Genomic DNA, 26355 nt, shown 5'->3' with positions numbered 1-26355 from the left:
CATAACGGCTGTTTTTCTTCACAACCAATATTTTTCATTGAGCAGCATCTGATACTCGCCCTTCTGCGACAGCGCCTCCTGTGAAATGGCAATCCACGGCTTCTCAATCACCCGCATACCGCCCTGACCGGACACTTCCATCCGCTCCGCCTGATATGCCGGAATCACGCCGCCGCCCTTTCCGACACTCCGAAATGGGATGTATTGGACACCGTCCTCCCAGGAAAAAAATCTCTCTGCCACACACGCATCCAGCACCTGCACCGGACGCCCCGAAAGCGGCATCGTCAGATGGTTGCCTGTGTCGAGAATCGCCTGCACATGCCGCTCCCTGCCTTTGTTAAAAAGCGTTACCGCGTACTGGTGTTCCAGCTTCATACACCGCTGCATACCAAACCGCCACACCGCAGATGGAATCAGAAAACTCCCCCCCGCGGTAAACAGCCAGAACAGAAGATTCACCCGTATTCCAAGCGGCTGAACCAGTTCCATGCAGCCAGCCGCCAGCATAGATGCTATGTAAAGCCCGATCGCGGCTTCTGCCGCCTCCGACTTCCTACGGATGGAAAATGCCGTCCATGCCATCAGCACGCTCATCGTGGCGCTTAGGAGCATCCGCCCGGCATATCCCAGCGGAACCGGAGCTAACACCATTCCTAACGCATACACGGCTCCCAGAAGACTCCCTGCCAACCGCCCATACCGGCGTTCCGGCAGACGCAGGCAATTCTTCACCACCGACAGAAGCAGGAAATCCGCTGCCAGATTTTGCAGCAGGATGACATCCGCATACACACGATAGGTCACTGTCTCTTCCCACCTTTCTGTCCGACACGGGATATTATAAGAAAAAAGTTCCGCAAAATTTGTCAAACCGAGGGTGCAAAACGCCTGTTTTGATCGCCAAAAATCGGGGGAAAAACGTAAAATTTGAATAGATTCGACATAAGTCGAAGGTCTGAATCGACGATAAAAAAGAATGTGCCTTTTTGTGTAATAGGGGATTCCAAGGAATTTCCTATTACACAAAAAAACACGCATCAAAAATTTTCACTTCTAATGCGTGTCTCTTCCAAAAACAACTGCTTCTGTATATATTTTGTATTTTTGCTAAAGCAAGAGCAGTTCATCTCTCACTCTTATATTATTTCTTATTTCTCAGAAAATCCGGAATATTGATCTGTGTTTCCTGGCGCATCGGGCGGAACGGCTGTGCCGGTGCCGACTGCGGTGCTTCCTTCGGAGCGACTGGCTGTGCCGGTGCTGCTGCAGATGGTGCACGGAAGGTCGGTGCCTTGTAGGTCGGCTGCGCTGCCGCTGCAGTCTGTGCTGCCGGCTGAGCGTATGTATTGCCAGTCGTCTTTGCCTTGAACGGAGTCTTGAACTCAGTCATCGCTTTTGCGACCGGTGTGTTCACACCGTGGGAATCCAGTCCAGTCGCAATAACAGTGATCGTCGCCTCATCCTGTGCATTCTCATCGTACATCGCACCGAAGATGATATTGGCATCGTCGCCTGCAAGCTCCTGTACATAGCTGGCTGCGTCATTTGCCTCGATCAGGCTGATATCGCCGGAAATATTGATGATAACGTGGCTTGCACCCTCGATGGTTGTCTCAAGCAGCGGGCTGGATACAGCCTGCTTAACAGCCTCAAGTGCTTTGTCATCACCCTTCGCATGACCGATACCGATATGAGCGATACCCTTGTCCACCATAACGGTCTGAACATCTGCAAAGTCAAGATTGATAAGACCCGGAACATTGATCAGGTCGGTAATACCCTGTACTGCCTGCTGAAGAACCTCATCTGCTTTCTTCAGTGCATCCGGCATCGTGGTACGGCGGTCTACGATCTCAAGAAGTTTATCATTCGGGATAACGATCAGAGTATCGACAGCTGCTTTCAGTTTTTCGATACCATTGAGCGCGTTGCTCATACGGGTCTTTGCCTCGAAACGGAACGGCTTTGTGACAACGCCGACCGTCAGAATGCCCATATCTTTTGCGATACGTGCAATAACCGGAGCTGCACCTGTACCGGTACCGCCGCCCATACCTGCGGTAACGAATACCATATCTGCACCCTTGAGAGCCTGTGCCAATTCTTCCTGGCTTTCCTCAGCTGCTTTCTCACCGATCTCCGGCTTTGCGCCTGCACCAAGTCCCTTGGTCAGCTTCTCACCAATCTGCATAGCTGTGGACGCCTTGCAGAACTGCAGTGCCTGCTTATCTGTATTGATACCGATAAATTCTACACCGGCAATATCTTCATCGATCATACGGTTGACAGCGTTGTTACCGGCTCCGCCGACACCTACTACTATAATTCTGGCAGAGTTCTCTGCTTCATTTATCTTTATCTCTAACAAGATACTTCCTCCTTCATTTTCCCATCTATTCCGGTTTTATCATTTTTATACTAAAATTAGGGTCTTTTAAATCTAGCCTACCTAATACTATATTTGATTTTCAGCAAAAAATCAATCGTTTCTTTTATAAATTTTCAATAAACCAGTCACAATGTTACTGTTCACGCATACGTGCCAGTAACGGATTTTGCCGATTCTTCCTAGTTTTTATCAAACCGGTACATCGGATTTGCATTCGATTCATCGTAGCTGTCCAGATAGAGGGTTCCGGACAGATCCGGATAATCCCGCAGAATATCCGTCAGCTCCGAAAGTTTCCCGTTCATCTCACTGTTGCTTCCCAGCTCAACCTTCAAGCTCCTGATTTGAAGCGTCGCTTCCTTTTCCTTATTAAAACGGATCTCGTCCACCGCAACCTCGTTGACCGACAGCACCTGCGTCAGGTTCAGAATCTCGTTGAAAACGCTGATATCCTCGACCGGCAGCGGCTGATGCAGCACGATATGTCCAAAGGAAAGTCCGGCAATCTTTGGCACACCCGGCAATGTCTCGCTTGTGCTCTCCACAATGATGCCGTCCTTGTCAAAATACATCCGGCTGTTCATGTAGGAAACGTAACCAACCACACTCTTCTCGTAGACGATCACCTCCACGTCCGACGGGCTGCGGAACACCAGCTTGTAATCCTGCACGAACGGAATTGACTTGTGCGGCCGGAAGCGGTACTGCAGATAGCAGAACACCGGATTCCGGCTCAGCCGCGAATCGAAAATAGACGCCTCTATCTGCTCTGCCGTATATTGCCGGTTTCCACTGACATGGATTGTATTGATCTGAAGCAGCGACAGACCGACAAAAAACGCGGCTGCCACAAGAAGTGCTGCCGCCGTGATCCAGATATGTTTTTTTCCACGGCGGCGCCATACCTTTTCCTCTGTCTTTTTTTCAATCTGTATCTTCTCTATCTCCATCATCCTCCCGGCGCCGGATCTCTGCTCCTAATGCCCGCAAGTCCCGGCAAATATCTTCATATCCCCGCTCAATATGTTCACATTCTGATACTCTGGTCCATCCGTCCGCCCCCAGGGCTGCCACCGTCAGGGCTGCACCGCCCCGCAGATCACGGGCACGCACCAAAGCTCCCCGCAAGGTTTCCACTCCGTCAATCCGAGCAATGTTCCCGCTGCATTCGATGTTCGCCCCCATTTTTTGAAGCTCCGCCGCTGTGCCAAACCGGTTTTCAAATACCGTCTCCCGCAGCATACTGGTTCCATCTGCCCGTGACAGCGCCGCCATCAAAAACGGCTGCAGATCGGTCGGAAACGCCGGATACGGTCCGGTTTTCACCGATACCGCCCGCAGGCGCTGTCCGCTGTGTACATATATAAGTTCCGGTTCCTGATAAAGCGAAACGCCCATATGCTCCAGCACCCCGGTCAATGCACGCAGCTCCTGTGTCTGCACGCCGTCCACGATCACCTCACCGCTGCAGGACGCAGCGGCAAGAAGATAGGTCCCGGCTACGATCCGGTCGCCGCCGATCACAAACCGGCTGTCATGAAGCGGCAATCCGCCTTCTATGATCAGCGCATCCGTCCCGATCCCCCGGATCGATGCCCCCATACCATTTAGGAAATGGCACAGCTGTCCAATCTCCGGTTCCCGCGCGCATCCCCGCAGAACCGTCCGCCCCACCGCTGCCACAGCGGCAAACAGGGCATTTTCCACCGCGCCGACACTCGGGAACGGAAAAATAATCTCTGCCCCGCGAAGTCCCGTTGTCTGTGCATGCAGGAAGCCGTCCGACTCCGGTTCCTGTATTTCCGCGCCCAGCGCACGGAGTGCCCGCAAATGCCAGTCGATTGGACGTTTTCCGATCATACATCCGCCGGGGCTGTAGACACCCGCCTCGCAAAAGCGTCCCAGGAGCGCTCCCAAAAGCATAATGGACGAGCGCATTTTCCCCATCGCTTTCTGCTCGATCCGCCAGCCATTCATCTTCGAAGTATCGATTTCCAGACGGTTTCCGTGCAACGCACACCGGCATCCCAGAGAATCAAGAATCCCCATCATACAGAACACATCCTGTATTCTGGGGACATTTTCAAGCACGGTAATTCCGCGGTTTAACACTGACGCCGCCATCATCGGCAAAACTGCATTTTTCGACCCCTGCACCGTGAGTCCGCCCTGAATCCGGCACGGTCCGTGAATCTCGATGAAAGCCAAACAATCCCCTCCCACCGGCATCTATGTATTATTATATGCCAACGAGAGAAAATGGTTCTCATTTTCTATATTTCCCGAAGTAAATATGTAACTCCGCCAAATATTCCTACTGCTCCAGCTTAATCTGGTTCGAGACGCTTAACACCATCCCCATCTCCAGCATCAGGAACATGACGGACGTACCTCCGTAACTGATAAACGGCAGCGTAACACCCGTGTTCGGGATCGTATTCGTAACAACCGCGATATTTAAGATAACCTGAATCGCGATGTGTGCCATCACGCCGATCACGATCATCGCACCCATCAGATCCGGTGCATTTCCAGCAATTACCATGAAGCGGTAAATCATAAACATGAAAATCAGAATGACCGAAATCGCGCCAAACAGACCTAATTCCTCACAGATAATCGAAAAAATCATATCATTCTGCGCCTCCGGCACGAAACCGAGCTTCTGGAGACTCTCGCCCAGTCCCTTTCCAAACAGACCGCCGGAACCGATCGCGTACAGACCCTGGAGCACCTGATAACCGCCGGAACGTGCATACTGCACCGGGTTGACCCAGACATTGATTCGTCCCAGCTGATAATCCTTCAGGATATGGAGCTTTACCAGCAAATGCCCTATATAAGGGGCGACCGCCAGAAGTCCAACGCCGCCTCCGATGCAGAGAAAAAACGGCCATTTGATCTTGCACGCCACAAACAGCATCACAAACACGATGCCGCAGATGATGATACCAGAACTTAAGTTGTTCGCCGTAACTAAAAGTGCCAGCGGCGCCGACAGCGCCACGATAAATCCGACTGCCCGCAGCTGGTTGATCCGCACGCCCAGATTGGCAATCAGAACCGCCAGAAGCAGAATCAGGGAAATCTTGACAATCTCGGTCGGCTGGAACTGGAGCGGTCCCAGGCGCAGCCAGCGCTTCTTACCATGCGATGCCACGCCCAGAGGTGTAAAACGCGTCAGAAGCAGCGTCACATATGAAACGATATATCCCAGCATCGCAAACCGCGCAAACCAGTGATAATCTATCTTGGAGACGATATACATCGCAACAAAGCTGACACCCGCGATGCCCGCCTGACGAAGCATAAAATATCCCGGATTGCCGTAATCAAGCTGCGCCTTATAGGAGCTCGCGCTGTAAATCATGATCAGTCCGAATACCGTCAGGAAAATGATGGTAAACAGCAGACTGTAATCATAAAACCGATGTGGTTTTTTCTTTTTAATTTTTCCCGGTTCCGGCATACTTCCACTCCCCTGCTTTTTGTTGTTACAGTTTCGAAATTCTGCCTGTAAACGGCAGTTTTTCCTTCAAATCAGGGCTGCCGCAGACAAATGCCGGCTGCGACAGCCCCCTTAAATACATTAAGCCTTTATTCTTCCAATACCGAATTGCTGCGTGCTTTGCACTCCGCAATTCTCAAAAGTCACAATTCCTCCTGCAAGCAATCTTGCGTCGGATTTCCGACCTTTGAACCTTGGTATTACAAATTTCTCACAAACTCTTTGAATTTGCGTCCGCGCTCTTCAAAGTTCTTGAACTGCCCCCAGCTTGCACATGCCGGTGAAAGCAGGACGTTATCGCCCGGATTTGCGTAGGATGCACATACCTGTACAGCCTCCTGCAGATCTTCCGCGTACATGATATCATTGAAGCCGTGGCGTTTTGCACACTCGGCAATCTTGTCGCGGGTCTGGCCGATCAGCACCAGATAGCGTACCTTTCCGCCAAAGCTCTCGATCCACTCGTCAAACTCGGAATGCTTATCATATCCGCCTGCAATTAATAAGGTCGGTCCCGGCATCGCCTTGATCGCCTGCATTGCTGCATCCGGGTTGGTTCCCTTGGAATCGTTGTAGTATTTGACGCCGAAACGCTCGGTTACAAACTCAATGCGGTGTTCAACTGCCTTGAATTCCTTGATCACCTTCTGGATCTTCTCCAGCGGAACGCCCATGTTCATACTGATAGCAACCGCTGCCATAACATTTTCATGGTTATGACGGCCAAGTAGCTTCAGATCGTGGATATTGACAATCACGGTCTCTTTCTCGCCGTCGTTGTATACAATCTCATCCTCTTTCAGGTAGAAACCTTGTTTCAGGGTACGCAGACTGGAAAAATATACCACCTTGATGTCTTTTAAAGTCTCACCAAATTCACGCAGTACCGGATCCTCATAGTTCAGGACACAGACATCGCCCTCTTTCTGGTTCTTGGTAATGCTCTCTTTCGTCTCGATGTAGCATTCCATCGTCTTATGACGATCCAGATGATCCGGGGTAATATTTAAAATAGCGCTTACATTCGGGTGGAAATCAGTCATGGTCTCCAGCATGAAGCTCGATACCTCTGCGACGGTTACGGTCTCATCCGTTGTCTCCAATGCGTGGAATGCAAACGGCTCACCGATATTTCCAACTACAAATACGCTGTCATAGAATGACTTCATGATCTCGCCGGTCAGGGAAGTCGTCGTTGTCTTTCCGTTCGTGCCGGTAATGGCTGCCATACGTCCTTTTGCACAGTGATATGCAAGCTGCATCTCGCCCCAGATCGGAATACCGGTTTCACGGATCATCTCTACAAACGGTGCATCGGTCGGGATGCCCGGGCTTAAAATTGCCAGCTCCACGCCTAACAAATCCGTCTTTTTCAGCTCTCCGAGGACGAACGTGATCGTCGCGCCTTCGTCAAATTTCTTTTTCAGCTCCTCTGGATCCAGTTTTTCATTGCCATCGTAAAGCACTACCTCCCCGCCTTTTGAGAGAAGGAGCTTTGCAGCTGCAATACCGCTGATACCTGTTCCTGCTACTAATACTTTCTGACTCATAATCTTCCTCCTATAATCCTAAGTATGCTATAAGGCAAAGGATTGCCGTAATAATCGAAAATACGCCTACGACCCTGGTCTCAGACCATCCGCAGAGCTCGAAATGATGATGGATCGGCGCCATCTTGAAAAAGCGCTTTCCGCCCGTCTTCTTAAAATAGGTTACCTGAATAATAACAGATAATACTTCCACCAGATAAATCAGACCCACGATCGCGATAAAGATCGGCATCTGCATCATAAAGGCACTGGAAGCAACAAAACCGCCAAGTGCCAGTGAACCGGTATCGCCCATAAACACACGCGCCGGATAGACATTGAACAGAAGAAAGCCCAGAAGACTTCCAACTACTGCGCCGGTAATCGGGCTAATGCCGCTGTTCTCCCCGATCGCCACGATCGTAAAGAACGTTGCTACCAGAATCGTCACACTGGTGCACAGACCGTCCAGACCATCTGTGAAGTTCACGCCATTGTCAGTTCCCAGAATGATGAAGAACAGTGCCGGTACAAACAGCCAGACCGGAAGCTGTAAATACTTGCCGGTAAATGGAATCAGCATCCCTGTTCCGATGTCCGGTGAGGTTACAATATAATAGGCAAAAATACCTGTGATCACAAACTGTCCGATCAGCTTCTGGATCGGATTTAAGCCCTCCGAACGTTTCATCACGATCTTGATGTAATCGTCCAGAAATCCAACCACGCCGAATCCGACGGTCATAAACAGCACCGGAATGATCTTCGGATAATCCCGGATATAGAGCAGAGACGTAATGATGATGCTGGAAAGAATTACCAGACCGCCCATCGTCGGGGTTCCCTGCTTTTTCAGATGCGTCTGCGGTCCGTCATCGCGCACCTGCTGTCCGAATTTCAACCTGTGGAGAAACGGTATCACGATCGGGCACAGCACTGCGCTGACCACAAATGCGATGATAACCGCCAGTATTGTTTCATTTACCATGTCACACCTCTAACTTATCTTCCTATGTATACAGAGATAGTTCCTCAAATTATACACTTCAATAGTATACGTCTTTTTAGGGGAATAATCAACCTCTTTTCTCCACCCCCAGATACGGCAAAATGACCTCAAACAGATCGCGGATCACCGGGGCGGCAATCGTCCCGCCATAGTAGATTCCTTCCGGTTCATCGATGGTGATGAGCGCGATCACCTGCGGATCGTCCGCCGGTGCAAACCCTAAAAATGAGGAAATATATTTTTTCCGGCTCCTTGGAAGTTTCTCCGAGGTTGCCGTCTTTCCGCCGATCCGGTAGCCCTCGATCCGGGCGTTTTTTCCACTCCCCTCCGCCACCACCTGTTCCAGAATATAACGCAGCGTCTCACTCGTCTGCTCCGATAAGATCCTCTCTCCTTTTGGATAGGCAAACACGTGGACTGCCTGACCATCTGCCCGCACGGCACGGATCCCGATGTGCGGTGTAATGCGCGTGCCTCCGTTGATCAGGGAGGATGACGTTGTAATGAGCTGGATCGGCGTGATCTGAAACGACTGCCCAAAAGAGACGGTCGCCAGCTCCACCGGTCCGATCTGATCCGGCTGGTGCATGATCGTCCCCGCCTCACCCGGCAGATCAATCCCAGTCTTTCCCAGCAGACCAAACTGCTTAAAATACTGATAGTACCGCTCCGGTCCCAGCCGCTGCCCGACATCGATCAGAACAGGATTGCAGGAATTCATCATTCCCTGTAAAAACGTCTCCCCGCCGTGTCCGCCCACCTTGTGACACCGAATCTTTCGATCTTCCACGATCCGGAATCCCGGGCAGGAAAACTGGTCAGTCAGGTTGACCACGCCCGCCTCCAGTCCCGCAGCGGCGGTCACGATTTTGAATGTAGACCCCGGTTCGTATGTATCATTTAAACAGGGATTGCGCCACATCTGATTGAGGAGAGCTTGTTTATTTTGCGCTGATGCTGCGTGTGACTGCACTTCGTTCTTCCAGGATATGTCTTCTTCTGTTTCTGAATCTTCGTTTTTTTTATCTGTCACCAGCTCAAACGGCTCATTCAATGAAAACTCCGGTGCATTTACCATTGCATAGATTTCCCCGTTCTTCGGGTTCATCACGATGATCGAGACGCGGTTCGCATTCTTTTTCTGCATCGTCTGGTACGCCGCCTGTTCCGCGTACATCTGGATATTGACATCCAGACTCGCCTGCAGATCCCGCCCTGCCTCCGGCTCGATGCGATCCTCCGCCTCATTTTCCAGCTCGATCCCCGCTGCATCCGTGAGCGTCAGGATCTTGCCATCCGTGCCCTTTAAATATTTCTCATACTGTACTTCCAGACCGATGATCCCCTGATTATCTCCCCCGGTGAATCCCAGCACTTTCGATGCCAGACGTCCATATGGATAATATCGTTTATAGTCCTCATCCACCTTGACCCCCTCCAGGCGCATTGCCCGGATCGCATCGCCCCGCGTTTTCTCTACATTGGACTGGATCACCTCCCTGGAAGATCGCTTTTCCGTCTTTTTCCGCACCTCCGCCTCCGGAAGTCCCAGTTCTTCGCTTAAAACCCGGATAACTGTCTCCGGATCTTTTACCTGATTATGAATCACTGAGATAGTACACACAGTCCGGTTATCAGCGATCACCGTTCCGTTCCGGTCAAGGATCCGCCCGCGCGGCGCTTTGATACTGCGCTCCCGCTGATGCAGCTCCTCCGCCATCTGGCTGTAATAATCCGCTTTATACAGCATGAGGAAGAACAGTCTCCCCGCCAATCCTGCCATGCACAGGCAGATGGCGGCGCACAAAAAGACAGTTCTTCCTCTGTGATGCGTCCGGTTCCGATTCATACTGCTTCCTGTCTGATCTCATTGCTACAGTATATCATAAGAACCGTTTCTTTATTCTGTATTTTCGTTACTGTTCACACACGTGTGCACAGCAACGGGATTTTGCCGATGCTACGCATTCCAAATCGGCAAAATCTGCTGCCAGAACTGTATCGTACGGATTTTTCAGTTCAGAAAATTCCTACCTGTGAACAGTTACGTATTTTCCACACAAGATAGATAAGTCTTCCCGACAGGCACAATTCTTAATCTCCCGCTGCCTGCGCTTCCTGGGAAGCTGCCGTTTCTCCGGCATTATCCGCTGTTCCGGTGTCTCTGCCCGTTCCAGACGTTTCTCCGTTTCCAACCGCCGCCGATTCATCCTGCACATTTCCCATCGTATCCGGATAGCTGTACTCGTCTCCGGAATCGATAAATTCCTCATCGTAGTTCGCCCAGCCGCCCTCCGGAGCCGGAGTCGTCTCTGCCGGTGTTTCAGCTGCATTCGGATCCTCGGTTGCTGTGCCGCTTATAATGCCTTCTTCCTGGCTGGAAAGATTGGTCTCGAGATCCTGTGCCGCGCCGCCTGCCGGGAATACATTCTTATATGGAAGGACTTCCGCCATGATCTTGCTGAAAATCTCGCTGGCAAAAGTCGAATGTGCCTGCTGCTCGCCCGGCAGATGCGGGGTATCTACTACCACATAGCAGAGTACCTGCGGATTGTATGCCGGTGCATATCCGATAAAGGAAACCAGATAATTCTTCTCCGCACGCGGCTGCTTCTGCGCCGTACCTGTCTTACCAGCCACTTCGTAACCAGCAACTGCCGCCGCGCCCGCGGTACCGCCATCACCTGATACTGTCTGGTAAAGCGCATTATTAATGAAGTTCGAGGTCGATTCCGAAACCGTCTCTCGCACCAGATTTGGGGAAACGGATTTGACAACGGATCCTTCGTCGTTCAGAATCTCTTTTACCACATGCGGCTCATAATAGGAACCGCCGTTGATTAAGGACGCATATCCAGCTGCCATCTGCACCATCGTACAGTTATAGTTCTGTCCAAATGCGTTGGTCGCCAGAGATGCCGGATCCATATTGGATGCCTGATAAATCAGACCGGACGCCTCGCCCGGAAGGTCGATGCCCGTCTTCTCGCCAAATCCGAAAATCTTCTGATACTGGACAAACTTCTCTTTTCCCTCCAGTGATACAATACGCATCATAACGACGTTGCAGGATTTCATCAATCCCTGTGTGATCGTCAGCGGTCCGTGGCCGGCTCGGGCAACACACCGGATATCCCAGTCTCCGAAATGCAGTTTTCCGCCGCACTCAAAGACCTCGTTTCCGGAAATCGCGCCTTCCTCGATCGCCCCGGCTACCGTAAATGCTTTCTGTGGAGAACCCGGCTCATAAGAGTCGCTCACGCAGAAGTTTCTCCACATTTTATACCACGCCTCGGACTTCGTCTTTTCATCCATCGCCTGGATTTCCTCATCCGTATAGTAGGTGCTTAAATTGTACGGATCATTCAGATTGTAACGGGTCGTCGTATCCATCGCCAGGATCTCACCGCTGTTCGGATCCATGACGATCGCCGCCGCCAGATTACTTCCAATGCCCGCCTGCCACTCATCCAGATATTTCTGGACAATCTTCTGGATGTTGACGTCGATCGTCAACTCCAGCGTCTTTCCGTTCTGCGCCGGTTTTACCGTTCGCTCGACGTTCGAATCGCCGTTTAAATAACCATACTCACGACCGCTCACACCGTTCAGGATATCATTATAATACTGTTCAACACCGCCGGATGCATTGCCATCCTTGAGGGCAAAACCAACCACATTGCATGCCAGCTCATTGTACGGATACGTTCTCTTATATTCTTCCTCGAACCATACGCCCGTGATACGCTGGTTGCCGCCTTCCTCCGTCGGCAGCGCCCGGTATTCCTTGTTCTTGTCCTTCTCATAAGTCTCAAACTTCTCTTTGTCTTCCGCTGGAAGCTGTTTCGCATAGATCACATACTGGCTGTCTTTTTTCTCCTCGATCATCGCCTGCAGCTCGTCCCGCTTGTAACCGAAGCACTCCACCAGCGCGTCCAGCGTGGCATCGAGATACTGGTAGTTTTCCTCCGTATCCAGAATCTGCTTCGGATCGATGACCAGATTGTAAACTTTCTTGCTAATCGCCAGATACGTCCCGTTCCGGTCGATAATATTGCCGCGCTTGTAGGGAATCGTGCGGCTCTCATAGTCCTGATGGCTCAGGACTATCTGATTGTACGACTCGCCCTTACTTTTTACCAGATTATAAAGCACCAGCACCAATGCAAACAAAGCCAGCATAATTACCAGGACGGTAATTGCCAGCTTTTCCTGCATATATTTCCGAAAGGTCTGTCTGCCGTTAGTGTTTTGGGATGTCCTCATACTGTCTTACATACTCGCTTTCCGTCTTGTCATATAAAAGAATCTGATCCTTATTTGCATATACCATGCCGAGCTCTTCGGTCGCCACTTTATATACATGATCCAGATCCACATACGTGTCAATCCGGGTCTGAAGTGCATCATTCTCAGACTTCAGGTTTTCCAGTTTCAACTCCAGATCCTCAATGTGGTTGATACGGGTCGTGATCGACGCCTGCTTATGCAGATAATTCATACATAAAACCAGCGTGATCAGCGCAGCGATGGTCAGCGCCAGCACATACGGTCCGTTCATGTAAAGCGCCTTTTCCTGGTTGCGGCGCACGGCGTGTTTATGCCGGTACTCCTCTCTCTCATCTCTTTCTGGTCTTATCTCCACGGTTCTCTGAACTTTTCGCACGGTATTACCGTCCACATACGTGGAGGCCGATACATGTTGTCTCCTTCTGACAGACATAACGTTCCCTCCCTGCTCTTTCGCTTTTTCTCTCTTTTATCTCCCCCGCACCTGAAACGATCTCTGTTCTGCGGTGCAGTTATGCTTTTGTTTATGATTTTTCAAATACCCGGAGCTTTGCGCTCTTGGAACGCGGGTTTTCTTCCATCTCCTGATCGGTCGGAAGAATCGGTTTTCTTGTAATCACCCTGCCGCGGCTTTTGCGTCCACAGACACAGACCGGAAAATCCGGCGGGCAGATGCATGGATTTTCATTCGTCCGGAAACGGTTCTTTACGATTCTATCTTCCAGGGAATGGAACGTAATGATCGAAAGCCGTCCGCCCGGTGCCAGGCGCTCAATCATCGTATCGATCGAATCTTCCAGCACATCCAGTTCCCGGTTTAACTCGATCCGGATCGCCTGAAACGTACGCTTTGCCGGATGACCGCCGGTCGCCCGGACCTTTGCCGGAATCGATGCCCGGATGATCTCCGTCAACTCGCCTGTCGTCTCAATCTCTTTTTTCTGTCGTGCCTGAACGATGTGTTTTGCAATATTCTTCGCAAACCGATCCTCACCGTAGTCCCGGATGATCCGGTACAGTTCCATTTCACTGTAGGTATTGACGATGTCCTTCGCGGTCTGCTCATTTCTCTGATCCATCCGCATATCCAGCGGCGCATCGTCCTCGCGATAGGTAAATCCCCGTTCCGCTGTGTCAAGCTGGAAGGAAGAAACACCCAGATCCAGATAAATTCCATCCACCTGCGGAATCTCCAGCTCATCTAACACCTGTGCAATCCGCTCATAATTGCTCCGCACAACGGTTATCTTATCTCCAAAGGGAGCCAGACGTTCTGACGCAGCCGCAATCGCGTCAGCATCCTGATCAATCCCGATCAGGCGTCCGCCGTCTCCCAGCCGTGCCGCCACCTCGCTCGCGTGACCGCCGCCTCCCAGTGTCCCATCCACATAGATACCCTGGGGCTTTACACAGAGACTGTCAACCGTCTCATTTAATAATACTGATTTGTGATTAAATATCATATGCCAAGGCCTTCCATATTTTCTGCAATCTCTTCCATGTCATCATAGACATTCTTCTCCGCCCAGGTCGCCTTGTTCCAGATCTCGATCCGGCTTCCGACGCCGACCAGAACAACCTCCTTCTCGAGTCCTGCAAAATCCCGCAGAACCGAAGGAAGCAGGATTCGTCCCTGACGATCCACCTCACACGCCGAGGCACCTGCCAGAAAGAAACGGGAGAATTTTCTGGCATTCTGATTGGTAAGTGGGAGTGCCTGTAACTTCTCTTCGAACTTTTTCCACTCGGTGTTATCGTACACAAAAAGACAGCCATCCAACCCCTTTGTCACCACAAATTCGTCTCCAAGCTGTTCCCTGAACTTCGACGGAACGATCAAACGTCCCTTCGCATCGATTGTATGATTGTATTCTCCCATGAACATATCAATCACCCGTCATCCGATGTGTACCACTTTTGTGTCCCGAAAATCCATTTCGTTCCACTTTTCACCACTTTCTACCACTTGTTATGTTTATTTTAGTACATGCCCATCAAAATGGCAAGGTCTAAATCGAAAAAAAATCAGAAAACTCAGGCACCGGTTCTTTTTCCGAACACATGTACCTGAGTTTTCTGTACTTATCTATATTTGTTTCTATTTCCACTCTTATTTTATAGCGCCGTCTCCAGCCCTCTTTCAGTCTCCGTCTCCAGCCCGATATACTGATTTAAGAGTTTGTCAAGCTCCACACTGTAGTGATAAATTGTGTCATATGCTGCCTTTGTGTCAATATTTTGATTCAGCTGCTGTCTTGCCCGTTCAATCTTTTGAACTAATTCTTCTCTCATATCCGCCATCCTATGCATTCTCCTTTTCTATTCTCTAGTGCCATTCCTCCTTACTTCACTGTCATTTTACGTCTTCCACCAGCAAAAAGCAAACTATTTCGACCGATTAAATTCGACAAAAAACGACGTTTGTTACTGTTCACACACGTGTGCCCAGCAACGGGATTTTCAGTTCAGAAAATTCCTACCTGCGAACAGCAACCGACGTTTGCATATAACAATAGGGCAGAATCCCGAAGAATCCCACCCTACTATATAAATACATTATTCAGAATAAATCTGCTCGATCCTATTTCACGCCAAAGATAGCCATGAATGTACCTGCTGCTACGGCAGTACCGATAACACCAGCTACGTTCGGTCCCATTGCGTGCATCAGAAGGAAGTTGCTCGGATCTGCCTCAGAACCAACCTTCTGGGATACACGTGCTGCCATCGGAACTGCAGATACACCTGCGGAACCGATCAGCGGGTTTACCTTACCATGAGTTACCTTGCACATAATCTTACCGAAGATAACACCTGCTGCAGTACCCAGAGCGAATGCAATCAGACCCAGAACTACGATCTTGATGGTATCCAGGTTTAAGAAAGCCTCTGCACTGGTAGTAGCACCTACGGAAGTACCCAGGAAGATAACGACGATGTACATCAGGGCGTTGGAAGCAGTCTCTGTCAGCTGCTTAACAACACCAGACTCACGGAACAGGTTACCAAGCATAAGCATACCAACCAGCGGAGCAGTTGTCGGCAGAATCATGCAGACAACGATTGTAACAACAACCGGGAACAGAATCTTCTCCAGTTTGGATACCGGACGAAGCTGCTCCATACGGATCTCTCTCTCCTCTTTGGTGGTAAGGAGTTTCATGATCGGCGGCTGGATAATCGGAACCAGAGCCATGTAGGAGTAAGCTGCTACGGCAATCGGTCCCATCAGACCTGTCTGACCAAGTTTACCTGCCAGGAAGATAGAGGTCGGGCCGTCTGCACCACCGATGATGGAGATAGCAGCCGCAGCCTTATCGTTGAATCCCATGAAGATAGCCATAAAGTAAGCGCCGTAGATACCGAACTGAGCAGCTGCACCGAGCAGGAAGCTCTTCGGGTTAGCGATCAGCGGACCGAAGTCTGTCATCGCACCGACACCCATGAAGATGAGGGATGGTAAGATACTCCACTCATCCAGTAAATAAAAGTAATGTAAAAGTCCACCAACTCCGTTCGATGAGTCTTCAATCGATCTCATAATATCCGGATAGATATTTACAAGCAGCATACCAAAGGAAATCGGAAGAAGCAGTAACGGCTCGAATCCTTTTCCGATTGCCAGATACAGGAAAATCAGCGCTACGAAAATCATAACGATGTTTCCAAATGTCAGGTTTAAGAATGCTGTCTGCTGAAGAAGATTGGACAATGTAGTTGTTATATATTCCATATTAATTCCTCCAAACGGAATAACATATCCCGTATTTTTTCAGCCAGTTTTATAAAAATTAGATTAGTTTAATGTAGCAAGAACTGCGCCCGGTTCTACCATATCGCCTACTGCAACATTAACACTGGCAACGGTACCGTCCTGAGGAGCTACGATCTCGTTCTCCATCTTCATAGCTTCCAGAAGCAGGATAACCTGACCACGTTTTACAGCTGTGCCAGCTGCTGCCTTAATACCAAGGATCTTACCTGGCATCGGGGATGTGATGGTTACGCCGCCTGCTGCCGGTGCTGCTGCTGGAGCCGGTGCTACTGCCGGTGCTGGAGCTGCTGCTGGAGCCGGAGCTGCTGCGCCTGCAAATCCTTCTTCTACGGTTACCTGATATGCTGTACCATTTACGGTGATAGTATAATTCTTCATTTTAAATTCCTCCAGATTTTATCGATGATTATTTACGTGTAATGGAGCGGATATTTACGCTGTCTGCCGGTACGCCGGTTGCTGCTGCGATCGCTGCAGTGATAACTGCTACCAGTTCTCCATCGTTTGCCGCATTGCCTGCTGCTGGTGCTGCGGTACATGCCGGCGCTGCTGCCGGTGCTGCAGTCTGTACAGGTGCCGGTGCTGCTGCCGGTGCCTCTGCTCCTGCTTTTTTAGCCTTTACATTTGCCTCAATCTCGTTAACCTTCTTGAAGCTGCTGATAATTAAGCTGATGAAAATCAGTACCAGGAATACGGTACCCATACCCATCAGGGTATTTAATGCTGCCTTCTCCATCTTCTCACCGAAGCTGTAGTTTACAACAAAGGATAACTCGGTCGGTACCAGAGAAGTACCGCCGTAGCTGCTTACGCTCTCCTCAGCGGTCAGGGAGAAAGTCAAGTCTCTCTTCTCAAAGGAAGCCTGAACAACTGCTGTGTAGCTGTCATCATCGGCGCGCTCTACGGTCACGCTCTGAATCTCACTCATCTTGCCTAAATCGTCCTTAGAACTGGTCCAAGAAGAAATTGCAGACTCAATGACTGTGTTTTTCTGCTTCTCAGCCTGTTTCAGCTGTGCTGCCAGATCTTCGTCACTGTAGCTGGCGAACTGCTCCAGATAGCTCTTAGCGCCATCGCTCATGGTCTGCTCGATCTCCGGAGAAATCGGCTCTACCGCTTCTTCAGAAGCGCTACCACAGGCGGACAGAGCGAAAAAGCAGACTGCCATGCAAAGTACAAGCAGCATTCTTTTCATATTCTGTTTCATAAATGTGTCACCTCGTAATTAGATCGTTCCATGCTTTGACGGACGTCCCTCTTTCTTCGTGAATCATATCCTGACAGCATCCTTGTTTCTTTCATGGCGCCATCCGTGATACTTCCCACCTATCTGTGTTTGCAGGTGTTTTTGCAAAATTTCCAGAGCTTGTCATCCACTCCGGGAATTCTCCATCTGACACGCTGCGGCAGCAGAGGATTGTACAATCTCCTCCGCATACATAAATGGCATGCACTTCCGTCTATGCGAATCCGACTTTAATAGCCATGCATACATAAACATCTGTACCACTGACTTGTTATTCGATTCTCACATAAGCGCTGTCCGGTGCCTGACTGATGACAAACACTGCCCTCATCCCCCTGTTTCCGGAAATGATTCCGGCAGCCAGCCGCACTGACATCCCTTTTTTAGCACTACAACTCCGCCGACGGTTCTGATTATATAATCATTATACAATATGTAAAAACACGCTGCTTCCATGCAGTACTAAATCCGGAATCTGCATTCTCCGACCTTTCCCTGCCTGCGTCTTAGCGCAGCTGCCTGCCTGCGAACCACTGCTTTCACAGTTTCCTGCTGACAAACGCCCCCGCTTTCGCACTACTTCTGTGCCCGCCATCCCGATTCTGCGCTTTTGCCGATATAACGCATACCGAGGCTCTTCCTAATTTGCAGCCAGAAGAGCCTCGCATCTTTCGTCAAATCCGCACCGGAACAGCCGCAGCTTATCTTGCACATACAGTTGATATAGCAGTTTGAAACGTCATGTTATGCCAGATTACTTATGCTGGTTTCCTCCATCCCATAAGCAAGTCCATTTTTTTGCCTGTTTAACATTGTATAATGAGGTCGGCAAAAAAGCAAGTTATTTCCGTTCGAATTTGTTTACTTTTTCATTTTTTTAACTGAATCAGCTCCAATATCTGGGTACTGGTTCAAATCATATTTATATTATACCCCTGCCGGACCGGACGGCTGCACCGGTGACTGGCTTCCGGTTATCGGAGTCTGTCCGTCCGTCGAACCGCCATTTCCCGCCGCATTCTCCTCCGGCAGAACTACCGTGCAGCTTCCGTCTGCCGCTGCCTGCCAGGTATTTCCATCCATCTCGAACGTAATACCTGCGTACATCGCGCCACTGGCATCCAGGTAATATTTCTTACCGCCAAGATCCAGCCAGCCGGTCTGCATCACGCCGGACTCATTCATGTAATACCACTTTCCGCCGACTGCCTGCCAGCCCGTCGTCATGGCGCCGGAGCCGTCAAAGTAATACCAGCTTCCGCCCAGGTTCTGCCAGCCCGCCTGCATCGCGCCGGATGCGTTCAGATAATATTTCTTGCCGCCCGTCTCCAGCCAGCCGGTCTGCATCAGACCATTGTCCGCCATGAAATACCAGCTTCCATCGACCGCACGCCAGCCCGTCGCCTGTTCGCCAGATGCGTCAAAGTAACGCCAGCCGCCGTCCAGCGTCTTCCAGCCGGTAATCATATGACCGTCCGCCTCCAAATAATACTTTTTGCCCGAAAGCTCCAGCCATCCTGTAGACGGATTGCCCGCCGCATTCATATAGTACCAATTCTGACCATCGTTGATCCACGCCGATTTCTGCATCACATGGTTCTGATAATAGTAACGGTTCCCCGCGATCGTCCGCCAGGTATTGCCCGGAATGATCTGCGTATAATCTTTATACAGATAATCAATATCCACATTGCCGTTCACGCCCTTGACCGAACCGGTGTTGGACGCCTGCCACATCGAGGTCTTTGAATATGTATACTTCTGCTGGTATTTTGCCACCCATATATCATACGAAATCTTCGACATATCGATCTTATTGGCAATCCAGTATTCATTTGCATAGACCATCGGATAATATCCTGCATCCTGAATCCGCTTACAGAACGCGTTGATCACATCGCTGACCTGAGACTGCGTCAGAGTTCCCAGCGTATTAGCATCCTCGGCATCAAAGACAACCGGGAAGGAGATAGGATAATCCTTGATAAGATTCAGGACAAAATCCGCCTCCTGCTGCGCCATTTCGACCGAAGTCGCATACGAATAAATGTACGCGCCCAGCCGCAGCCCTGCCTGGCTCGCATTTGCCGCGTTCATAGCGAAAAACGGATCCACATTACCGCGGAACCGGGTTGCCAGCATCGCAAACTGTACATTATCCGATGCCACCTGGCTCCAATTTACATTCTGCTGCCAGTAAGACACATCCACGCCGCGCGCAATCGCACCGATCCCCTCATTCTCCGTCACCCGGTACACGCCAAGCCCCGATGTGACCGCGCTCACACCTCCATTGGAAACAGAAGTCGAACCGCCAGAGCTGCCTGTACTTCCCGAATTGGAGCTGACCGAACCGCCGCCCGGCCCCGCATTCGAGGATGACGATGTAAGAGAAGAATCTCCCGCCGGTCCTGCCAGCGCTGTCATCGGCTGAAAGCACAGCGCTGCTGCCAGCATGCCAGCCGCTGCCCGTGAAAGCACACGCGCGCCCCCCATCCTTTTTTTGTTCACTCTATTCCGATTCATGCCAAAAAACCTCCTTGATTATCCTTTTATTCCTGTTGTCTGTTCACCATTTTATATACATTTCCCCGCCTGATCCGGCGGGGGCATATGCGAAACAGATATGGTTCATCCACACACTGTGTAACCAACAGCAGGACTTTCCCTATTATAATCTAGTTTAACAGATACTCCCCATCCACTTCAATAGAGAAACTTTAAATAAAATCTGTCAAATTTATTACAGAATGCTTCCCTTTCTGCTAAAAGAATGAAGCCGTCCATGCCAAAAACAGGATTTTCAAGCAGAAAAACACAATAATGCCGGAACAAAGCTTTCCCCCGTTCCGGCATTTCATTTTTGCATATTCAGTTTTCCGCAAAATTCCACTTTTCTTTATTCCTGCAAAGGAACTTTCGTTCTCCTGAAAGATTTTTTCCTATTTCCGATTCCGGTTCATCAGGCGGATAATGTACAGAAACAGGTTGATAAAATCGAGATACAGCTGCAACGCCGAGAATACCGATGCTTTCTGAAGCAGCTCCGGATCCGCAGAGAAAATCTGGTAATTATCCCGGATCTTGGTTGTATCATAAGCGGTAAAGCCTAAGAATACCACGATACCGGCATAGCAGAGCACTGTCTCAAAGCTGCCTAGATTTAAAAACATTGAAAGCAGACCAAAGAGAATCAGAAACAGCAATCCGCCAACGAGCAGTGGACGGATTCCGCTCAAGTCCAGCTTGAAGATCAGGCTGACGCCCGCCATCATTCCGAAGAACAGCGCGGTCGCCGCAAATACAAACACCATCTCCACAACACCGAAGATCAGGAAATACATCGAGAAAACAACGCCGTTTAAAGCTGCATAGAATAGAAACAGCCCTCTCGCCGCTCCCACCGATAACTTGTGAATCCGGGCACTCAGCCAGATCACCGTCAAAAGCTCCAGTCCCGTCAATGCGAGGGTCGCATACGGAACCTGAAATACATACAAAATCGCTCCCGTCACGTATCCGGCTAATGCGATGCCAAATGTCACAAGAAGCCCTGCAAACATCCATAAATATGTCTTCGCCACATACTGTCCCAGTGTCTCATGGCGTTCCCCCGCCATCTGCCAGGACTCATTCATTGGTTCATAGCCCATAATTCTGCCTCTCTTTCTGACCAGCGGCAAGTGCCTCTGCCCTCTGTTTCGAATCTCCGTTTTATCTGCCGCTTGCGCGGCATCCATCCAGGAAGAAACACTGTCACCTATCTTTTGTAACATAAGAATATCACACTTTCTGAAAAAAATCCAGTACCACCCCGTTTTGTCAATCATTTTCGAAACCATGCATAACTATTTACAGGTTATGAAGCTCCCGCCTCTTTTTCTTCCACGGAAGCGGCACATTCCATTTTTTCAGCGCACTGAAAAAATAATAATAAATATTAAAGAGAACCGTTGTGATCGTCCAGGTCAGCGGATAGCTGAATACCACTGTCAGGATATCCGGGCGGATCGGAACAGCGATCAGGATCCAGACAACCCGCAGGACGCACACGCCCAGCGCCGTCATAATCATCGGAATCCAGCAGTCTCCCACACCGCGAAGTGCGCCGGAATAAATCTCAATACAGAGGTATGTCACAAATGCCGGCACCAGGAAGTGAAGAATCTTCATGCCGATCGCAATTACCGCCGCATCCGTTGTGAACAACAGATAAATATAGCCGCCCGTCAGATACAGGATCGTGCTCAGCCCCACCGTGATAATACAGGAAATTCCCAGGCAGACGTACACGCTGCGTTTCACACGGTCCAGCCGCCCCGCGCCGTAATTTTGTCCGACAAAGGTCGTGATGGAGATCCCCAGCGCATTAATGATCATCCAGTAAGTGCTGTCGATCTTTCCATATGCAGCCCACGCCGCCACCGTGTCTGTTCCCAGTGCATTGACGCTGCTCTGGATCACGAGGTTGGAAAAGGAATACATAACCGACTGGAGTCCAGCCGGAAACCCAATCCGGATGATCCGCACCAGAATCACCGGTGTGATCCGCGTTTTCCGGATCTCAAACCGGTACGAGCCATCCGCACGCATCAGCGTTCCCAATACCAGACACGCACTGACCACCTGGGAAAGAATCGTCGCCACCGCCGCGCCACGCACGCCCATCCGAAGTCCTACTACAAACAACAGATCGAGCGCAATGTTTGTAAAACAGCTGATCACAAGGAAATAGAACGGTCTTTTGGAATCACCGATTGCCCGCAGGATTCCGGCACCCATATTATATAAGAGGTTCGCCGTGATTCCGACAAAATAAATGTGCAGATACCCGCTTGCATTGTCCATGATATCCTCCGGCGTCCCCATCAGGCGAAGCGCCGTGTCGGAAAAAAGGAGTCCGCCAACCGTCATGAGGATACCGCACAGCAGCGAAAAGGCAATCGCCGTGTGGACTGCCTCGCTGACCCGCTGACCGCGTCCCGCCCCGTAAAACTGGGCGATGATAACTGTCGCACCCGAAGAAAGTCCTACAAAAAAGCCAACCAGCAGGTTCGTAAGCATCGATGTGCTTCCGCCGACCGCCGCCAGCGCTTCCTTTCCGACAAAACGGCCTACTACCACCGCATCTGCCGTATTATAGAGCTGCTGAAAAAAAGTTCCAAATAAAATCGGGAAGAAAAATAGCAGAAGCTGTTTCCAGATCACTCCCTCTGTGATCGCATTTGCCCGGCCAGTCCCCCCGGTTTGTCTGACTCCCTCTTCCCGTCTGGTATCTTTCATCCAATCCACCCCCTCTTATGTTCTTTGTCTCTGTTTCCTGTATGCATCCTGCTCACAGATATTTCACCTATAGGAATTCATATGTCTTTTCGTTATTCTTCTCCCGCAAATCCCATTTCCAACTCAATTCAGCTCCGCAATCCGCGAGATCCCCACATAGATATGAGAAATCTTGTACCAGGTAGCAAAATCGACCACGCCCGTCTGCGGAAGTCCAAACACCGACTGGAACGCCCGTACGGACGCCTCCGTTCCGGGTCCGTAGATCCCGTCCGGCGTAACCCGCGGGATCGCTGTATACACAGTCGCCACCGCGTCAAGCTGCTGCTGCAGCTGCCGCACCTTATCGCCGCTGGCCCCCACCTTAAGCGGTTCCCCCGGATAGGAGATCGGGATTCCTGATATCTGTTCCGCAGTGTTGATGTAAATACTATTTCCATAGAAGCGCCGCAATATCTCAATCGCGCTGTATCCCTGTTCTCCCAGACTGCATGATCCCCACTGGGTCATCCAGCCCGGGCAGGACACCTGCCGCCCGTCGCAGTACTGCGTCAGAATCGGCTGCCTCACACCGGGGCGGGACAGATAGTTGTCAAAAATGTCATCCACCACCTCTGAGATCGGCTCAAAAATATCGCGCCCGTAAATCCATTTGTGATCGAATGCCGTTGAGGATGTAATCGTAAAATCGTAGCCCTGGTTCCGATACCACTCCGTATACACCCGGTTCAACGTAAACGACATGATCGCCAGCACATTAGCGACGATTGTGCTGCGCGGCCAGGTCGCATAAATCTCGCTCGATGCCACGTTCTTGATATAATCCCGGTATGCCACATAGTAATCTTTTGCGGACGCATTCGTCGGTGCACCGTCATGCACGACGATCGTCTGCGGCACCACCACGCGGCTCAGCACGATCTCTCCGCTCTCCTGCACTGGTTTTACCTCATCCTCGGCAATCTTGGGCGGATAGGAACCATATAAGGTATGGTCCGGAATCTGGATATTCTCCTCCGCTCCGGTCTGAGCTGGAAGCGGAATCATCCGGATCGGCTGGACTGCCAGCACGCCCGCCAGCACCTCCGTTCCCTTTACCTTCACCGACTCATAGCCCTCTGCCCTCACTTCCACCGTATAATCCGCATACGGCTTTTCCCGGTTCTGTTCTTCCAGTGAAAGCGACACAGGAGGCGCTGCTACCGCAATCTCCTCTGTCTGCCCGGATAAATTGGTTCTAAGCACTTCCTGCGTCTGTCCGGAATCGCCATAACTGACCGAAACCTCTGCTCCCTCAATCGGGAAATTGTTTTCACGGTTTACCACATCGATCCTCAGATAGCCGTCCTGCATTCCAGTTGTCTCACAGATTCGAACACGGTCGAACAAATGATAGCGCATACACGCAGCCTCACATTTATTTTACATGGTCATTTACAGTTTATATCCGGCATCTTTTATCTATGCCGGTTTTTAACCGCTTTTTAATGTTTTACTGCCGTATCTTCCTTGTTCTCCTCCTCTAAATCGCTCGCGTCGCCTCTGTCAGCCATGCTTTCTCTTCCTCCGTCATATACGGAGACAGCTTCTTAAACACGCCCTTGTGGTACGCGTTCAAAAGCTCGCGGTCACGCCCTTCCATCAGCGATACATCGATCGTGTCCAGATCAATCGGAACCCAGGTCAGATTTTCAAATTTCATGAACTGACCAAATTCATTCTTCACATCTTTCACACAGAGCATCAGATTCTCCGTCCGGATGCCAAATTTTCCTTCCAGATAAAGACCCGGCTCATCAGAGGTAACCATGCCTTCCTCCAGAACCGCATTTTCAGCGGGCGATGTGAGCAGCCTCCATCGGATGGAATTCGGGCGCTCATGCACACAGCCCAGATAGCCGACACCATGCCCTGTTCCATGGTTGAAATCCAGGCCGTTTCTCCACAGGAGTTCGCGCGCAATATAGTCCAGGTTGATACCGCGGCAGCCATACATAAACTTCGCATCCAGCAGACGCAGCATCGAGCACGCCACCAGCGTACAGCAGCGTTTTTCTTCCTGCGTGATCGGTCCGACCGCGATGGTACGCGTCACATCCGTCGTTCCCTCATAATACTGTCCGCCGGAATCGACCAGATACAGCCCCTTATTCGGCACACTGCTCTTCTCTGTCTCAGACGCCGTATAGTGGCACATCGCCGCGTTCGGTCCCCACGCAGAGATCGTCGTAAAGCTCATATCCAGGCAGTTTTTTTGTTCCAGGCGCAGCTTATCCAGATATTCCCCGGCGGTCCACTCATCCAGTCCTTTTTCACCTGCATGTTCCTTCATCCAGCGCAGGAAACGGGTCAATACCAGACCATCCTGCACATGCACGCGGCGCATATTTTCCTGTTCCACTGGATTTTTGACTGCTTTTGCCGCTGCCGTCGGGTTCATCGCCTCGATCACTTTCACACTCGCATCCAGGCACCGGAACAGACGGTAATTGATCTTCGACTTTTCCAATAATACACGCTCATAGCGGAATGCGGATGCAATCTGGTATACCGCCTCATATGGCATGATCCGAACGCCCAGTCCATGCAGATAGGCACGTACTTCCTCGTTCAGCGTCTTCTCATGAATAAAGAAGAATAATTCCTGTTTTGTCACAATCAAGTAGGACAATACAACCGGCGTATGTACAATATCATCGCCCCGGATATTTAAAAGCCACGCAATATCATCAAGACTCGTCAGCAGATGCACCGTCGCCTGACACTTTTTCATCTCCCCGCGCAGATCTGCAATCTTCTCCGCCGCCGGTTTTCCCGCATACTTCTCTTCCAGAATCCAGACCGGGTTCATCGGAAGCGCCGGGCGGTCATCCCAGATACTCCCAATCAGATCCTCTCCCTCCGAAATGCGTACCTTTTTCCCAGACAGTGCTTTCGCGATGTGCTCGCCCTCTGCCGTATCGACCACTCTGCCGTCAAAGCCCAGAACACCCTGTTCCGGCATATGTTTTTTCAAAAATTCCAGCGTTGTCGGCACGCCCTCCTGACCGGAGCGATAAAGTTTCACCCCGCTGCCGGAAAGCTCTGCTGCCGCCTGCACAAAATATCTGCCATCCGTCCAGAGCCCTGCGTCCTCCATCGTGATGATCGCTGTTCCCGCCGAGCCGGTAAAGCCTGTCATATATTTCCGGCATTTGAAATACTCGCTCACATATTCCGAGCCATGGAAATCCGATGTCGGAATCAGATATGCGTCCATTCCACGCTCCGCCATCTTCTCGCGAAGCTGTTCAATTCTCTCCCGAACCTCACGTCCCATTTTT

The 26355-nt window shown here is 50.6% G+C and carries 21 protein-coding genes; all 21 read right to left on the bottom strand.

Annotation, left to right across the window (positions count from 1 at the left end; translation table 11 throughout):
- Positions 1–18: 18 nt before the first annotated feature.
- The 21 genes from DW720_RS06780 to DW720_RS06680 all read right to left on the bottom strand — a co-directional run bounded on the left by DW720_RS06780 (position 19) and on the right by DW720_RS06680 (position 26351).
- Complete coding sequence (locus DW720_RS06780) at positions 19–807, bottom strand: sigma-E processing peptidase SpoIIGA (protein WP_181357137.1); 789 nt, start codon at positions 805–807, stop codon at positions 19–21.
- Positions 808–1144: 337 nt separating this feature from the next.
- Positions 1145–2371, bottom strand: coding sequence for a cell division protein FtsZ (ftsZ, locus tag DW720_RS06775; protein ID WP_022360220.1), 1227 nt, complete (start codon positions 2369–2371; stop codon positions 1145–1147).
- A gap of 200 nt (positions 2372–2571) precedes the next feature.
- Complete coding sequence (locus tag DW720_RS06770) at positions 2572–3345, bottom strand: cell division protein FtsQ (RefSeq protein ID WP_233430135.1); 774 nt, start codon at positions 3343–3345, stop codon at positions 2572–2574.
- A complete protein-coding gene (gene murA / locus DW720_RS06765) occupies positions 3317–4600 on the bottom strand; it encodes a UDP-N-acetylglucosamine 1-carboxyvinyltransferase (protein ID WP_118293738.1) in 1284 nt (427 codons plus the stop codon). The genes DW720_RS06770 and murA overlap by 29 nt, the downstream gene beginning before the upstream one ends.
- Before the next feature lie 106 nt (positions 4601–4706).
- Positions 4707–5861, bottom strand: a complete 1155-nt coding sequence (locus DW720_RS06760) for a putative peptidoglycan glycosyltransferase FtsW (RefSeq protein WP_117795227.1) — start codon at positions 5859–5861, stop codon at positions 4707–4709.
- 239 nt (positions 5862–6100) lie between these two features.
- Positions 6101–7450 (bottom strand): UDP-N-acetylmuramoyl-L-alanine--D-glutamate ligase, encoded by a 1350-nt coding sequence (murD, locus tag DW720_RS06755; protein WP_106999726.1) that lies wholly within the window; start codon positions 7448–7450, stop codon positions 6101–6103.
- A 10-nt stretch (positions 7451–7460) separates the two neighbouring features.
- Positions 7461–8417, bottom strand: a complete 957-nt coding sequence (mraY, locus tag DW720_RS06750) for a phospho-N-acetylmuramoyl-pentapeptide-transferase (protein WP_022360215.1) — start codon at positions 8415–8417, stop codon at positions 7461–7463.
- 88 nt (positions 8418–8505) lie between these two features.
- Entirely contained in the window at positions 8506–10287 is a 1782-nt protein-coding gene (locus tag DW720_RS06745) for a penicillin-binding transpeptidase domain-containing protein (protein ID WP_118742495.1), read from the bottom strand.
- A 245-nt stretch (positions 10288–10532) separates the two neighbouring features.
- Complete coding sequence (locus tag DW720_RS06740) at positions 10533–12704, bottom strand: penicillin-binding protein 2 (RefSeq protein ID WP_243099711.1); 2172 nt, start codon at positions 12702–12704, stop codon at positions 10533–10535.
- Complete coding sequence (locus DW720_RS06735; protein WP_022360212.1) at positions 12682–13161, bottom strand: hypothetical protein; 480 nt, start codon at positions 13159–13161, stop codon at positions 12682–12684. Before DW720_RS06735 ends, DW720_RS06740 begins: the two co-directional genes overlap by 23 nt.
- Before the next feature lie 91 nt (positions 13162–13252).
- Positions 13253–14191, bottom strand: a complete 939-nt coding sequence (gene rsmH / locus DW720_RS06730) for a 16S rRNA (cytosine(1402)-N(4))-methyltransferase RsmH (protein ID WP_022360211.1) — start codon at positions 14189–14191, stop codon at positions 13253–13255.
- On the bottom strand, positions 14188–14613 hold the full coding sequence (gene mraZ / locus DW720_RS06725; protein ID WP_022360210.1) for a division/cell wall cluster transcriptional repressor MraZ: 426 nt from the start codon (positions 14611–14613) through the stop codon (positions 14188–14190). Before mraZ ends, rsmH begins: the two co-directional genes overlap by 4 nt.
- A 230-nt stretch (positions 14614–14843) precedes the next feature.
- Positions 14844–15029 carry an aspartyl-phosphate phosphatase Spo0E family protein gene (locus DW720_RS06720; protein ID WP_106999723.1) on the bottom strand — a complete coding sequence of 62 codons (186 nt, stop codon included), beginning with the start codon at positions 15027–15029 and terminating at the stop codon, positions 14844–14846.
- 280 nt (positions 15030–15309) lie between these two features.
- Entirely contained in the window at positions 15310–16461 is a 1152-nt protein-coding gene (locus DW720_RS06715) for a sodium ion-translocating decarboxylase subunit beta (RefSeq protein ID WP_022360208.1), read from the bottom strand.
- A gap of 63 nt (positions 16462–16524) precedes the next feature.
- Positions 16525–16881 (bottom strand): acetyl-CoA carboxylase biotin carboxyl carrier protein subunit, encoded by a 357-nt coding sequence (locus DW720_RS06710; protein ID WP_118742493.1) that lies wholly within the window; start codon positions 16879–16881, stop codon positions 16525–16527.
- Positions 16882–16909: 28 nt separating this feature from the next.
- A complete protein-coding gene (locus DW720_RS06705) occupies positions 16910–17710 on the bottom strand; it encodes an OadG family transporter subunit (protein WP_118742492.1) in 801 nt (266 codons plus the stop codon).
- A gap of 966 nt (positions 17711–18676) precedes the next feature.
- Positions 18677–20275: a GH25 family lysozyme gene (locus DW720_RS06700; RefSeq protein ID WP_243023708.1), complete on the bottom strand. Its 1599-nt coding sequence runs from the start codon at positions 20273–20275 to the stop codon at positions 18677–18679.
- 416 nt (positions 20276–20691) lie between these two features.
- Positions 20692–21402, bottom strand: a complete 711-nt coding sequence (locus tag DW720_RS06695) for a Bax inhibitor-1/YccA family protein (RefSeq protein ID WP_107000382.1) — start codon at positions 21400–21402, stop codon at positions 20692–20694.
- Between the two features lie 199 nt (positions 21403–21601).
- On the bottom strand, positions 21602–23032 hold the full coding sequence (locus tag DW720_RS06690; RefSeq protein WP_106999719.1) for an MATE family efflux transporter: 1431 nt from the start codon (positions 23030–23032) through the stop codon (positions 21602–21604).
- A 123-nt stretch (positions 23033–23155) separates the two neighbouring features.
- Positions 23156–24433, bottom strand: coding sequence for a peptidoglycan-binding protein (locus tag DW720_RS06685; protein ID WP_118742491.1), 1278 nt, complete (start codon positions 24431–24433; stop codon positions 23156–23158).
- 121 nt (positions 24434–24554) lie between these two features.
- A complete protein-coding gene (locus DW720_RS06680) occupies positions 24555–26351 on the bottom strand; it encodes an aminopeptidase P family N-terminal domain-containing protein (protein WP_181357136.1) in 1797 nt (598 codons plus the stop codon).
- Positions 26352–26355: the final 4 nt, after the last annotated feature.

This window comes from Clostridium sp. AM27-28 (assembly GCF_003480955.1).
Lineage (GTDB): Bacteria > Bacillota > Clostridia > Lachnospirales > Lachnospiraceae > Otoolea > Otoolea fessa.
This window is presented reverse-complemented; position numbering and strand designations above follow the sequence as displayed.

What these genes read in the sequence shown, in the direction of transcription:
- DW720_RS06770 (WP_233430135.1), bottom strand. Translation starts at nt 3,345, where the DNA reads ATGATGGAGATAGAGAAGATACAGATTGAAAAAAAGACAGAGGAAAAG.
- DW720_RS06760 (WP_117795227.1), bottom strand. Translation starts at nt 5,861, where the DNA reads ATGCCGGAACCGGGAAAAATTAAAAAGAAAAAACCACATCGGTTTTAT.
- murD (WP_106999726.1), bottom strand. Translation starts at nt 7,450, where the DNA reads ATGAGTCAGAAAGTATTAGTAGCAGGAACAGGTATCAGCGGTATTGCA.
- mraY (WP_022360215.1), bottom strand. Translation starts at nt 8,417, where the DNA reads ATGGTAAATGAAACAATACTGGCGGTTATCATCGCATTTGTGGTCAGC.
- DW720_RS06745 (WP_118742495.1), bottom strand. Translation starts at nt 10,287, where the DNA reads ATGAATCGGAACCGGACGCATCACAGAGGAAGAACTGTCTTTTTGTGC.
- DW720_RS06740 (WP_243099711.1), bottom strand. Translation starts at nt 12,704, where the DNA reads ATGAGGACATCCCAAAACACTAACGGCAGACAGACCTTTCGGAAATAT.
- DW720_RS06735 (WP_022360212.1), bottom strand. Translation starts at nt 13,161, where the DNA reads ATGTCTGTCAGAAGGAGACAACATGTATCGGCCTCCACGTATGTGGAC.
- rsmH (WP_022360211.1), bottom strand. Translation starts at nt 14,191, where the DNA reads ATGATATTTAATCACAAATCAGTATTATTAAATGAGACGGTTGACAGT.
- mraZ (WP_022360210.1), bottom strand. Translation starts at nt 14,613, where the DNA reads ATGTTCATGGGAGAATACAATCATACAATCGATGCGAAGGGACGTTTG.
- DW720_RS06720 (WP_106999723.1), bottom strand. Translation starts at nt 15,029, where the DNA reads ATGGCGGATATGAGAGAAGAATTAGTTCAAAAGATTGAACGGGCAAGA.
- DW720_RS06715 (WP_022360208.1), bottom strand. Translation starts at nt 16,461, where the DNA reads ATGGAATATATAACAACTACATTGTCCAATCTTCTTCAGCAGACAGCA.
- DW720_RS06710 (WP_118742493.1), bottom strand. Translation starts at nt 16,881, where the DNA reads ATGAAGAATTATACTATCACCGTAAATGGTACAGCATATCAGGTAACC.
- DW720_RS06705 (WP_118742492.1), bottom strand. Translation starts at nt 17,710, where the DNA reads ATGAAACAGAATATGAAAAGAATGCTGCTTGTACTTTGCATGGCAGTC.
- DW720_RS06700 (WP_243023708.1), bottom strand. Translation starts at nt 20,275, where the DNA reads ATGAATCGGAATAGAGTGAACAAAAAAAGGATGGGGGGCGCGCGTGTG.
- DW720_RS06695 (WP_107000382.1), bottom strand. Translation starts at nt 21,402, where the DNA reads ATGGGCTATGAACCAATGAATGAGTCCTGGCAGATGGCGGGGGAACGC.
- DW720_RS06690 (WP_106999719.1), bottom strand. Translation starts at nt 23,032, where the DNA reads ATGAAAGATACCAGACGGGAAGAGGGAGTCAGACAAACCGGGGGGACT.
- DW720_RS06685 (WP_118742491.1), bottom strand. Translation starts at nt 24,433, where the DNA reads ATGCGCTATCATTTGTTCGACCGTGTTCGAATCTGTGAGACAACTGGA.
- DW720_RS06680 (WP_181357136.1), bottom strand. Translation starts at nt 26,351, where the DNA reads ATGGGACGTGAGGTTCGGGAGAGAATTGAACAGCTTCGCGAGAAGATG.